Annotated in this window: 5 protein-coding genes; 2 read left to right on the forward strand and 3 right to left on the reverse strand. The window is 71.0% G+C overall.

What is annotated here, in order from left to right:
• Positions 1-2: 2 nt before the first annotated feature.
• Complete coding sequence (locus IPL40_05295; protein MBK8480572.1) at positions 3-1,601, forward strand: HAMP domain-containing protein; 1,599 nt, start codon at positions 3-5, stop codon at positions 1,599-1,601.
• A 49-nt stretch (positions 1,602-1,650) separates the two neighbouring features.
• Here the strand turns inward: IPL40_05295 and IPL40_05300 are convergent, their stop codons facing one another.
• On the reverse strand, positions 1,651-8,028 hold the full coding sequence (locus tag IPL40_05300; protein ID MBK8480573.1) for a hypothetical protein: 6,378 nt from the start codon (positions 8,026-8,028) through the stop codon (positions 1,651-1,653).
• A gap of 279 nt (positions 8,029-8,307) precedes the next feature.
• Complete coding sequence (locus IPL40_05305; protein MBK8480574.1) at positions 8,308-8,790, reverse strand: response regulator; 483 nt, start codon at positions 8,788-8,790, stop codon at positions 8,308-8,310.
• A gap of 913 nt (positions 8,791-9,703) precedes the next feature.
• Between IPL40_05305 and IPL40_05310 the strand changes: the two genes are divergently transcribed.
• Positions 9,704-10,588 (forward strand): cyclic nucleotide-binding domain-containing protein, encoded by an 885-nt coding sequence (locus IPL40_05310; GenBank protein MBK8480575.1) that lies wholly within the window; start codon positions 9,704-9,706, stop codon positions 10,586-10,588.
• A gap of 87 nt (positions 10,589-10,675) precedes the next feature.
• Here IPL40_05310 and IPL40_05315 read toward each other — a convergent pair whose 3' ends face one another.
• Positions 10,676-12,916 carry a peptidylprolyl isomerase gene (locus IPL40_05315; GenBank protein ID MBK8480576.1) on the reverse strand — a complete coding sequence of 747 codons (2,241 nt, stop codon included), beginning with the start codon at positions 12,914-12,916 and terminating at the stop codon, positions 10,676-10,678.
• Between the last annotated feature and the right edge of the window lie 22 nt (positions 12,917-12,938).

Genomic DNA, 12,938 nt, shown 5'->3' on the forward strand with positions numbered 1-12,938 from the left:
TGATGGCGCGCGCGGGCGGTGGCAAGCGGAGGGGCGAGCGCGGCGCGGCGCTCGATCGCCTGCGGCCTGCGCGGCGCTTCCGCTTCAAGCTCGTCGCGGTGATGCTGCTGATCGCGCTGATTCCGCTGGTAGCCTCGGCGCTGCTCGTCGATCAGGTGATCAGCGTCTCCGACGGCGTCGCCGCCGGGCAGGCACGGGCGCTCGTTGCCCCGCTGAGGCAGGCCGCCGACGCCTACCGGGCGCTCTTCCGCGCCCAGAAGCAGCTCTTTCGCCAACAGACGCAGCTCTTCGCCGTGGACGAGCCGCTGCGGCGTGCAGTCCGCGCCGGTGAGCGAGGGCCAATTGTCACGCGCCTCGCGCAGCTGGCCGCGCAGCGTGATGGGGTGCGTCGGCTGCGCGTGCTCGCCGCCGACGGGAGCGTGCTCGCCGACGCAGCGCACGCGCAGCCGGCGGGCGAGGCGCTCCGACCCTATCGGTGGTCTCGACCCGTGGCGGGGACCACCACGCGCCTGGAGGCGACCTTCGTCGCCAGCGGTGAGCACCTGACGCACTTCGCCGCGCTCGCCACCGCGCAGCGGGCGGCGCTCGAGATCGATCGCCTGCGCCGTGGCTTGGCCCCCTACTATCGCATCGCCTTTCTCAGCCTGCTCGGGCTCGCCCTAGTGCTGGCCACGGCAGGTGGGCTCGTCTTCGCTGGCCGCACCGTCCGCCGCGTGACCGCGCTGCTGCACGGGACGCGCCGCGTTGCCGCGGGTGATCTCGAGACCCGGGTTGAAGCGCCCGCCAGCGATGAGCTGGGGCAGCTCGCGCGCTCCTTCAACCTGATGGTCGAGCAATTGCGCGAGAGCCGCGATCGCATCGCCTACCTCGAGAAGATCGGCGCCTGGCAGGGCGTGGCGCGGCGCCTGGCCCACGAGATCAAGAATCCGCTGACGCCAATCCAGCTCGTGGTGCAGCAGCTCTTCAACAAATACAGCGGTGACGACCTACGCTTTCAGCGGCTGCTGACCGATGCCCACGAGATCGTCACCGAGGAGGTCCAGGGCCTGCGCCGCCTGGTGGAGGAGTTCTCGGCTTTCGCCAAGCTTCCAGCCGTGCAGGCGGAAGCGGTCGAGATCGATCTGGTGCTCGACGACTTCCTCAAGAGCTATAGCGAGCTCGCCGAGCGCACGCAGGCGCACTGGACGCCGCTAGGCCCGGGCCATGTCGTGCTCGTCGACCGCATGCTGATCAAGCATGTGCTGCACAACCTGCTGGAGAACGCGCTCCAGGCCGCCGCGGGGCCGGGGGCACGAGGCTCGGCTGGGCTTCGCGTCGAGCTCACCGCGCGCCTGCCGCTCGGCGCGGGCGAGCTCGCGCTCCAGGTGCGCGACAACGGACCGGGCATCGATCGAGAGGCGATGGAGCAGGTCTTCGACCCCTACTTCACCACCAAGGAGCGCGGGACGGGTCTCGGGCTGGCGATCGTCAAGAAGATTGTCCTCGAGCATGGCGGCGCCGTGCTCGTGCGCGCGGCGCCCGAGGGCGGCGCGGAGTTTGTGATCACCCTGCCGCTGGCCGAGGGCTCGGCCGACCTCGCCGGCGAGGAGGCGTCTCCTTGAGCTCCTGCCACGATGAACCGCAAGGTGGCGCCCCAGCGGCGGGCTGCGCCTAAGGGGCCAGGTTGTACCTGAAGAGGGTGCCGGTGCTGGTGCCGACGTAGAGCATCAGGGCGCGGGTGTCGTAGGTGGGGCTGCCGACGGCGGCGCTGCCGCTGCCGACGGTCTGGGTGTTGAGCAGGGCGCCGGTACTGAGGCTGAGCTCGCGCAGCTTGCCGTCGCTGGCGCCGACGAAGAGGCTGTCGCGCTCGGGGATGGCCAGGGGCAGGCTCGCCCCGGGGATAGCGCTGGCGGTCTTCCAGACCAGCGAGCCGTCGGCGTCGAGCAAGCGCAGGTGGCCATCCGCCGTGGCGAAGAGCAGGCGGCCGAGGTGGCTGCCGCTCCAGAGCACGACCACCCCCGAGGCGATGGCGCTGCCCGCCGCGCAACTCGTGCCGAGCGCGTCGGTGGCGGTGCAGAAGGCCTGCTCGCTGCCGCCGAAGGCCGTGCAGCCGCTGCCGCCGGTGCTCCAGCAGCTCACGCCGTCTGCCGCGCGGACGCGGTGCAGGCGACCGGCGTTGGTGCCGACGTAGAGGCTGGTGCGCGTGGTCTCGGCGAAGCTGGGCGAGGCGTCGCTGTCGCCGAGGTTACGGCTCCAGCTCACCGTCCCCGGCGTCGCATCCCCGGCATCGACCGCCCAGAGCGTGCTACCGCCGCTGAGGCTCGTGCTCGTCGCAAAGAGCTTGCGGGCCGTCGCGTCGTGAATCGGGCTGCCGCTGATCTGGCCCACATTTAGGGCGCCGGTGGCGCCGGCGCAGCTACCGTTGAGCACCCAGCGACAGGCGCCCGTCTTGGCGTCGAAGGCGAAGATGCGGTTCTGCGCGCCGCTGAGGTTGCGGGTGGCGAAAAACGCCAGGTTGCGCGTGGGCGAGACCACGGGCGCGGCGACCAGCGCCGCGCCCAGCGGCTGGTCGCCGGCGAGGCCGCTGTCGGCATCGGTCGTGAAGCGCAGCGCGCCCGTGTCGGCGTTGATCGCATAGCCCAGGCCTGAGGCCGTCGCGGCATAGAGCGTGTTGAAGCTGTCGCCCGGTAGCTTACCCACCGGGCTGCGGCCTTGCACCGCATCGGCCAGCCGCGCCGGGCTGTAGCGCGGCACGCGCGCCGTCGGGCTGAGTGCATAGAGCCAGCCGCTGTTATTGCCGGCGAAGGCCACGCGCTTGGTCAGGTCCGTGCTCGGCAACACCGTCGGCGGCGCCAGGCTCGCGACCTCCGTGTCGTAGAGGATCGACGGCTCCCAGGGCGGGATGCGCCGTACGACGGCGCCGTTGGCGCCCACCGCCACGCCCATCGTCCAATCCGCCGGCAGGGTCACGGCCAGCAAGGTCTCGCTGGTGCCCGAGGCCTCCTGCGTCCACGCACTGCCGCCATCGGTCGTGCGCAGCACCAGGCCCCCCTCGCCCACGGCCGTGCCCTGCAGCGCACCCAGGGGGAAGCTGAGCGCGTACAGCGTCCCGCAGACCGCGGTGGTCAGCGTGCTCCAGCTGCTGCCGCCGTTGATCGTCTTGACGATGGTGCCGTTGTCGCCGGCGGCGAAGCCCGTCTGCGGGCCGATGAAGGCCAGCGCCCGCAGCGTCGCCGGTGTGCCCGAGGTCAGCGCACTCCAGCTCGTGCCACCGTTGGTGGTCTTGAGCAGCACGCCGCCGTCCCCGGCCGCGAAGCCCGTCTGCACATCGATGAAGCGCAGCGCCTTCAGTGCCGCCGCCGTGCCCGAGGTCAGCGCACTCCAGCTCGTGCCGCCGTTGGTGGTCTTGAGCAGCACGCCGCCATCGCCGGCCGCGAAGCCCGTCTGCGCATCGAGCAGGGCGAGGGCCCGCAGCGTCGCCGTTGTGCCCGAGCTCTGCGCCGTCCACGCCAGGCCGCCGTTATTGGTCTTGAGCAGCACGCCGCCGTCACCCGCGGCGAGGCCTGTCTGGGCATCGGCGAAAGCCAGCGCCCGCAGCGTCGCCGCCGTCCCCGCGCTCAGCGCCGTCCAGCTCGCCCCGCCGTCCGTGCTCTTGAGCAGCGTGCCGTTGGTGCCCGCCGCGTAGCCCACAGTCGTATCGACAGGGAAGGTCACCGCCTGCAAGGTCGCGCTCAGCGCCCCGGAGGGTGCGCCCCAGGCCGTGCCTGCGCACGCCCCGCAGTCGCTCGGACACGAGCCGCAGCTCTCGCCCGCATCGCAGCTCGCATTGCCGCAGGCCGGCGCCGCGCACGCGCCGCAGTCGTCAGGGCAGCTCGTACACGTCTCGCCCGGCTCGCAGCCGTGCTTGCCGCAGGTCGTGTAGCAGGCGCCGCAGTCCCCCGGACAGAGCGCGCAGGTCTCGTCCGCCTCGCAGCGCGCGTTGCCGCATTGGCTCGGCGTACATGCGCCCCCCTGCACGCAGTCCGCCGGGCAACTCGTGGCACTCTCGAGCAGAGCGTCGCAGACGCAGTCACCGCAGGTAGCGGTGCAGTCCGCGCTGCAGCCACCGAACTGAGCCTCGTCGAGCTCGCAAACGCCATCGCCGCAGACTGGGAGCGGCGTTGGGACCCGCTTCTCCGAGATCGCGGAGCCACCGCCGGTGTCCTGGCTACCCCAACACCAGAGCGACCCGTCGCTGCGCCGCACGCAGGTGCTTTGGTCCCCGAGCTCGAACGCGACCGTGCTCGTACCCACGGCCGTGACCGCAGTCGGGACCAAGCGACCGATGGTCGTGCCGTCGCCGAGCTCACCGTGGTTGTTCCAGCCCCAACACCAGAGCGTTCCGTCCGTACGCCGCGCGCAGCTATGCTGATAGGCGATCGCCACGCGGTCGACGTTGGTGCCGAGCGCCGTGATGCGCACGGGCAGCTTGCGCATGGCCGTCGACCCATCGCCCACCTGACCGGCGTAGTTCCATCCCCAGCACCAGAGGCTGCCGTCGGTGCGCCGCGCGCAGCTATGGGAGGCGCCACCGAGGGAGACCTGGGCGACCGTCGTGCCGAGCGCGGTCACCCGCACGGGAAGCAAGCGCTTGATCGTCGTGCCGTCGCCGACCGCGCCAGCGTAGTTGTAGCCCCAGCACCAGAGCGTTCCGTCGCCACGCCGCGCGCAGCTCGTACCGCTGCCCAACGAAAACTCGGCGACGGTGGTGCTCAGCGCCGTGACCTGCACCGCGAAGGGCCGCGGGATGGTGGTGCCGTCACCCAATTGGCCATTGCTATTGGACGCCCAACACCAGAGCGATCCGTTGCTGCGGCGGGCGCAGCCGTAGGAGCCATCGCTGCCTCCGAGCGCGATCTCGGCGACGCTGCTCCCCAATGCAGTAACCGGCACCGGGCTGAGGCGGGTGATCGTCGTTCCGTCGCCGATTCCGCCATAGAGGTTGAAGCCCCAGCACCAGGCCGTGCCGTCGACGCGGCGCGCGCAGCTCGCGTTAGCGGCCAGCGAGAACTGCGTTACGGTGGTGCCGAGCAGCGTCACGGCCACCGGGGTCGGGCGCATGATGGTCGTTCCGTCGCCAACCTGACCGGATTCGTTCGCGCGGAAGCACCACAGCGATCCGTCGGCGCGACCCGCGCAGCCGTGGTACCCGCCAACCGCCACGTCCGTGTAGGTCCGCCGAGCGCAATCGGCGGGGCAGGAGAGCTCGTCCTCGTCGCCCGTGCAGCGGGTGTCACCGCAGCTCTCCCGACGGCAGTCGGAGGGACTCGACCCTCGCGTCTCCCCGCGGCCGCAGACCCCATCGCCGCTGTCGCAGCGCAGCCCCGCGACGAGCCGCGGGCTGGCCGCGTTGACGACCGAGCCGTCCCCGAGCTGCCCCGTCGCGTTGTAGCCCCAACACCAGAGGCGGCCGTCCGTTAGCCTGGCGCAGCTATGATACTGGCCCAGCACGAGCGCTGCCGTCGCCGTGCCGAGCGCCGTGATCGCCACCGGCAGTCGGCGCTGCGTCAGCGTGCCGTCACCGAGCTGGCCCACGGAATTATTGCCCCAGCACCAGACTGTGTTGTCGGCGCGCCGCACGCAGGTGCGCAGGTTGCCGGCGGCGACGTCGGTGACGGTGGTGCCGACCGCCGTGACGGGGAGCGGGACGAGCGTACCTACTGTCGTGCCGTTGCCGAGCTGGCCCCAGTGATTGTCCGCCCAGCACCAGAGCGTCCCATCGGTGAGGCGGGCGCAGCTATGCGCCTGCCCGAGCGCGACCTGAGCCACCATCGTGCCCAGCGTCGTCACCGCTACGGGCGCCCGCGGCGTGTAGGCCGTGCCGTCGCCGACCTGACCCCCGAGCACCGTGTTCGGCGCCACGTAGAAGCTCCCGTTGTTGCCCCAGCACCAGAGGGAGCCGTCCGTACGCCGCGCGCAGCCATGCACCGCCCCAACCGCAACCTCCAGGACGGTCGTGCCGAGCGCCGTCAGGGCCAAGGGACTCGGACGGTTCGTGGTCGTGGCGTCGCCGACTTGGCCCACGTCGTTCTTTCCCCAACAGAGCACCGAGCCGTTGGTACGCCTGACGCAGGTGTGCTCCAAGCCCGCCACCACCTGTTCGACGCCAATGCTCGTACCGAGCGCAGTGACGAGCACAGGGCTCGGGCGGTTCAGCGTGGTGCCATCGCCGAGCTGGCCGGCGCTATTCTTGCCCCAGCACCAGACGCTCCCATCGCTGCGCCTCGCGCAGGCGTGCGCGGTCCCAGTCGCCACCTCGAGCACCCCCGTCAAGGCCTCGCCCCCCAGGGACTCCAACACGGGCTGGGACAGGACAGACCCACCATCGACCAAGCCGCGACCGAGCTCGCCGTTGCGATTATCGCCCCAGCACCAGAGCGTCGCGTCGGTCTTCACCGCGCAGGTGATTGCCAGGCCGGCCGAAAAGCGCCCAACGCAGCAGCTCTGCCCCGGTTCGCAGGTGGCGAAGCTGGGGCAGCGGCGGGGCGTGGCGTCGCCGAGGTTGAGACCCATGCGGGTCTGCAGCGGACCCGTGCCGATGTCGAAGACTCGGCAGCCGCCAACCTGCTGCGTGGCCAGCACCGGGAGCCCCCAATCCTTGGCCCACGAGCAGCCATCCTGGTACCAGCCGGCGACGCTCAGGTTGAGGAGCATCCCCTGCTCCACGGCGCCGGTGGAGGCCAGGTCGGGGTAGCTGTGGTAGCCCGGCTCGCATTGGTTGAGCTCGCTGCTGTCGAAGCTCAGGCCGCCGGTGGCGTTGGCGCGGTTATAGGGGCTGACGGTCACACCCGTGCGGTTGGTCGCGGTCTTCAGCGCGAGCGCCGCCAGGTAGTCGGGCTCCTTGCTCGCGCCGCTGCCGGCGTGCGTCTCGCGCGGGTTGAGGCCCCAGGCAGCGTCGAGCGCATAGCCGATCTGCTGGCCCGCGGCGATCGGCTCGGGGATCGAGCCGATGTGGTGCTCGCGAAACTGCCAGTGGCGCTTCCAGACGTTGTCGCCCCAGCTCAGCTCGGAGAGATAGATCGGCCGGGCCGAGAGCGTGCCATCACGCACGGCGTAGCCGGAGACGCCGGCGGCGAGCATGCCCTTGCCGCAGCGGTAGACCGCCTTGCCCTGCGTCTCGTCCCAGCTCTGCAGGCAGAGGTAGCGAAAGTAGGTATTGAAGGTCTCGGGACTGGCGGTGGCCTCGGGGCCCGTGGTCGGGTGCAGGAAGAAGGGCCGATAGGCGCGGTCGGCGCAGGCCAGACCGATCCCCGAGTGGACCTCGTAGGTCACGTTTTGGTCGATGCCCGCGCCGGGGTTGAAGCTGCCGTCGCCGTCGAGGTCCTCGTCGATGGCCAGCGTCACCGTCGGACAGGCGCCCGGCAGACCGAGCGCGATGCCCGTGTCGCAGGCCTCACCGCCATCGACCACGCCGTTGCCGCAGCTCGCCGGCACCGGATTGGCGCAGGCCTCGCGCACGCGCTCGAACTGGTCCTTGAGCACGAGCCAGCGCGGCAGCGTCAGGTGGGCGGCGAGGTCATCCGAGGGGTCCCCCGGAGTGCCCTGGTCGAAGGTATGCGGCAGCCGCGTCGCCGGGCAGAGCAGCTCCGTCTGCGCCAGCGTGTAGCGCCCGAAGTCCGTCAGCGTCGTCGAGGGGATGCGCAGCTCGCCGACGTCGAGCGCGCTGCCCCCGTTCATCGCGTTCATCGCGTTCATCGCGTTCATCGCGTTCATCGCGTTCATCGCGTTCATCGCGTTCATCGCGTTCATCGCGTTCATCGCGTTCATCGCGTTCATCGCGTTCATCGCGTTCATCGCGTTCATCGCGTTCATCGCGTTCATCGCGTTCATCGCGTTCATCGCGTTCATCGCGTTCATCGCGTTGGCAGCGTTCGTCGCCGCCCGCGCCGCGACCCCAACCTGCGCCGGCGCCTCGTCCCCTACGCCGCTGCAGGCGAGCCCCAGCGCGATCCCAAGCACCAACGCCAGACGGGCGACGCGCGTGAGTCTCTTAGCGTTGATGGTAATCAATGATGCACCTCTGTATGAGCACAATAGACGCTCTGGAAAGAAGCGGCTACTTCTTTTGTAGCACCTCTAACAATGCCAAATGTGGAAGATACGGGTATTGGCGCGGCCGAGTGCTCGTTTGTGCAGGCCAGCGCCTCGGGCGCGGCCCTGCGCCGCTGAGGGACGCAAGGCACTGCGGCCGCTGGTCGGAGCGCGAGAAGACGGCGCGCGCGGCGCGGCCCGACAGGGACGGCGCGAGGGATCGGGGAGACGGAGCGGGCGTGCGGCGATCGCCGCGTCCTAGCGGCTGGAGTGGCTCTCCCGCGCACGACCCTCGCGCCAGCGGGACTTCGTGCAGCCCGGCCCGACGAGCGCGGCGACGGTCCAGCGGAAGGTTGGAAGGTCGATCGGCTTGCGCAGCACGGCGGCGGCCCCCAGGTGGCCTGCGTGCGACTTGGCCTCCTGCTCGCCGAGCCCCGTCACAACGAGCACGGGCGTCGCCCAATCGAGATAGCGCAGCGTCGCCACCGACCAGAGCCCGTTCGGCCCGGGCATCAGCACATCGACGACCAGCAGGTCGAAGAGAGCGGGCGAACCGACAGGATAGAGCAGCTGCGAGGACACGAGCTCGAGCAACCGATGGCCGTCGGCGGCCTCGGTGACATGGTAACCCTCGGCGGTGAGCGCGGTGGCCAAGAGCACCCGCAGGTCGTCGTCATCATCGGCGACGAGGACGCGAGGCGCATAGAGGCTGGTCGGCTCGCGTGGACGGTGTGCGGCCATGTGCGGTTCCCGCCGGGCATGCGTGTGACTGTGCACGATGCACCTCCTTGGTCGCCGTGCCAGCGATGACGATGCGACCCCCGCACGGGGACTTCCCGCGTTCCAGCAGCTCAACCCCCACGGCTGGGCCGAACACGCCTCCGTGCAGACCTACCTGCCGCCGACACTGATAACGAGCGTAGCTTTCCGTTGCAGCCGCGGTGCCAGATCGCCGCGTCGTCAGGCAGACGAACGGTGCGCCTTCCGCCGCCCTGGTGGGCAGCGGTGCGAAGCCGCGTGCCACTGCCGTACTGGCGCTTCCACCGTGGGGAATAAGTCGCCTTGACTCCTGGCGATCCGGAATGGACCGGCACGGAAGGAATCCTTGGCCACCAAAGTCGCAGCCGCGCCAGCGCCTCGCCCTTGCGCGAGGCGACCGCCCTGCGCCCTGCGCCGCGCGCTAGCGGCCAGCCTGGGGCAGTTAGCCACACGCAGCGCGCACCACGCGACAGCGGCCGCACGTGACGGTGGCGTGCCGGCGCGGCGATGCTGCACAATGACGTCATCCCGTGCGCTTCGCCAGGGCAGCGTCGCCGTCCGCGCGGCCAGCCGCTTACCGTGGGTCAGACTGCCTCACGGGGCAGATTGCGGCGCTGCGCGGCGAGCGCGGCGAGCCTCACGATGGAGGCGCGCCCAGCCGTCCGCGATCCACCGCAGCGCGCGTGGACGTCAGCAAGGCCCTTCCTCAAATAGCGCCATCGCTGGCATGACCCCAACCAGGCGAGCAGCAGCGCTGCGCGTTGCTTGAACAGGGCCGGCCCTTCGACCCTGGCCTTCGACACTGGCCTTCGACCCTGGCCTTCGACCCTGGCCTTCGACAGACACTGGCCTTCGACTTGTCTCAAAGGAGACGAGAGCGCTACACTCCCCGACTATGAGCATCAGTAAGCTGGGATTGACGACCGAGCAGCTGCACGGGATTCCCCTACTGCGAGCCCTCTCCGCCGAGCAGCTGCAGCGCCTCGTGGGGCTCTTCAGGCGCCGCGAGCTGACCACAGGCGAGCTGCTCTTCAAGGCGGGCCAGACAGCCGACGCGATGTACTTGCTCACCGACGGTGAGCTGGTGCTGCGCCAGGGCGACGAGGAGACGCACCGCCTGCGGCCGCCCGCGATCATCGGCGAGCTTGGTGCCCTAACAGGTCTGCCGCGCACCAGCACGGCGCTGGTCGGCACCGACGCCGTCCTCTGGCAGATCGATGCTCCAGCGCTCCGAGCCTTCGTCGACGCCGAGCCGACCGCCGGTCTCGAGCTGATGCGGGTGCTGCTGGAGCTCACGGTCGACAAGATCAGCCGCGATCAAACGCGGCTGGGCGACATGCGCGAGAACATCATTCGCACGCAGAAGGCGATGAAGCGCATGCGCGACTTCCTGCTGGAGAGTCAGGACACCGTCGTGAGCAGCCCAATTCACGAGATCATCGAGGGGCTGATCCGGCAAAACCGACGCGTCAACTACCGCGTCGCGCCACCACCGACGCTGATGGCGCAGTGGCGGTTTGACGACGGCGGCGAGGCGCCCATCGTCGAGGTCTCGCGCACGCACATTTCGTATACCCGCGAGCCCGGCGATGCGCTGGCCCCGGGCGCGCGGATCAGCGCGGTGTTGGCGTTGAGCGGTCCTGAGATCCCGGTCAGCGGCAAGGTGCTGCGGACGATCGGACGCCGGGTCGATGTCGAGCTCGACCTGCTGATCGACGAGTACGCGGCTACCCTCGAGGGATATCTGACGCGCGTGCAGATGCTCGACTTCTTGGTCTGAAGCCAGACGGCGCTCTGGCGCGAAGGGGCGCTCTGGCGCGAAGGCTTGGATCGACCTGGTCTGCTCTGCCTTCCCGGCTATCTTCCGTCAGGGGCGCTCTTGCCGCTGGTGCAGCGGCGGCGCAGCCGGCACGGCGTCGAGGCGTTGTAACCGGTCACCCGCTCGCCATGCCTCGACCTGCTCGATTCCCCCCACGACCCGCGCCACGCGCGGAAAGCGACCATCGAGCTGGGGTTGGCGCTGGAGCGTGAAGAATATCGCGCGCGAGGCGGCACCGTTACTAGCCACGAGCCCAACGCTGCCCCGTTCAAACGCACCAGCGGCGTAGTCGTCCGGCAGCGGATCACTCTGCTCGTCAACCGGCAGACGGCCCAGGGCGACGAGCTCACCCGGGACGACGCGAAAGGGTGCGGCGCCCTCGAGCGCCCGCTCGGCGATGAGACGCGCCAGATAGTCCGTTGCCCGCGGGGCCTCATCCCAGAGCAACTCGAGGGTCACCTGGGCGCGATCCGTGCGCAGCATGAGGCGCTGAGGTCCTCGCTGCAGCGACGCGGCGCGACGAAGCGCGCCCGAGCGGTCGTCGCGCTGGGCGCCCCCGCCGAACCACCATGCGCTACCCGCGGCCGCCCGCGGAGGTGAGAGCTCGCCGGCACGGAGCGCGAGCAGCGCTGCACGCGCGCACTCGGCGACCGGGATGAAGCCGCCGCGCGCCAGCGCGACCAGCAGCGGCGCGGGCGGGGACCGGCCCAAGGCGGCCAAGGCCTCGCTACCGGCGCAGAGGGCCACAGCATGCGGCGGCCGCCTGCGCGCCATCATGCCCTCGACCAGCCGCGCGTCGAGCGCTCGATCGTCGAGTCGCGAAGCGACGCGCATCGTCGCCCGTGCCGCCGCCACGAAGACCGCGGCGCTCGGGTCGGCATAGGCGCGACGCAGCGCCGGAACGACCACCGGGCTATCGAGCACACCGAGCGCCTCGACGGCCGCGGCGCGCACGGCGAGCGCGGCGTCGACCAAATAGCGGCGCAGGAGCGTCAGTCGCCAGCCGGCATCGCGGGCCAGCGCCGCGAGCGTCGTGACCACCTGGCGCCGACGCCACCCCGCGTCGAGCTGCGGCTCGTGCGCGGTGCCGCAAGTTGGTGTGCGTTCGACCGCCGCCGCCGCGCGGTCGTGCAGCCCAGCCGCCAGGCAGTGGACCTCATCCATGCTCCGCGCCTCGGGTGGCGCGTAGCTCACGCTGGATCGAGCAGCGTCGGCGAGCTCGAGCAGATCGTCGGCCAATAGGCGCACGCTCGACAGCGCTGCGTGAGGCAGGAGCGCCACCAACCCCGCGCTGATCGGATGAAGCTCGAGACCCGCTAGCCGCTGGCGATTGGAGGCCGCGCGCAGCCACAGCGCTCGCACAGCGCCGGCCAAAGCAGCCGCGCCCACGGCTCCCAACCCGGCGAGCGCCCTTACCGCCTCGAGCTGCACCCAGACGCTGGGATCCTCGGCGCGGCGCAGCAGCCAGGCTCGCGCCTGACCGTCCGCCCTCGCCGCGAACGCGCGCAAGCAAAGCGCCCGCGTCCGCGCGTCCGGGTCCGCGCTCGCGCAGCGGTTGAGCGCTCCCGCCACCGCCGCGGGCCACGGGGACGGGAGCAGGGAAGGCGGCCCTGCCACGCCGGTCGCGGTGAGGACATTGAGCAGCTTTGGCGGGGCGCGGCAGGCGCAGGCGGGGCGCGTACAGGAGAGCGGCAGGGCTGCGCGGTCAACACCACGAGCGAGGCGGGTCAACACCCACGCCGCGGCGCGACGCAGTAGCGCCTCGGGCCGCCCCAGGGTCGCCAACATCGCCGTCGCGCTCTCGAGGCCGAGCTGCCCGCGATCCGCCAGCACGGCCAAGGCCGCCAATGCTGCCGGCGCTTCGCGGCCGCTGCCCCGCAGCCAGGGCGCCAGGCGTCTCAGGTCCGTCGCATCACCAGCGTGGGCCAAGCCACCGAGCAGCGCGACAATCACCTGCGGATCGTGCTCGACACGGAGGCGCTGGCGAAGCACCACCGCGAGGCAGGCCCGGTCGGCCGGTGCCAGACGGACCCCGCCCGCGAGGCGTGCCTGTAGCAGCAGGGCCGCGCGTCGTCGTTTTCCCGCGTCGCGCGCTTCGAGCCCCAGGATGGACGATCGCGCCCAGGGGGAAAGCACCGCCCTTTCCGTGCTGCTCGTCGGCGGGGCGGTGGCGGATGGGCCGGGCCGCGCCTCCGCCGCGGGTTGCCTTCGCACTCCCCGGGCGCTGCCGCAAGCGGTCAGGCCGCCGAGCAGCAGCATCAGGGCGCAGCGCGTTGCCCGGGCAGCCATGCCGGCAACCTTAGCGCCAACC

It is taken from the genome of Pseudomonadota bacterium, from assembly GCA_016711215.1.
Taxonomy (GTDB): domain Bacteria; phylum Myxococcota_A; class Polyangia.

Coding starts and splice junctions, on each gene's coding strand:
- IPL40_05295 (MBK8480572.1), top strand. CDS start 3: ATGGCGCGCGCGGGCGGTGGCAAGCGGAGGGGCGAGCGCGGCGCGGCG.
- IPL40_05310 (MBK8480575.1), top strand. CDS start 9,704: ATGAGCATCAGTAAGCTGGGATTGACGACCGAGCAGCTGCACGGGATT.
- IPL40_05305 (MBK8480574.1), bottom strand. CDS start 8,790: ATGGCCGCACACCGTCCACGCGAGCCGACCAGCCTCTATGCGCCTCGC.
- IPL40_05315 (MBK8480576.1), bottom strand. CDS start 12,916: ATGGCTGCCCGGGCAACGCGCTGCGCCCTGATGCTGCTGCTCGGCGGC.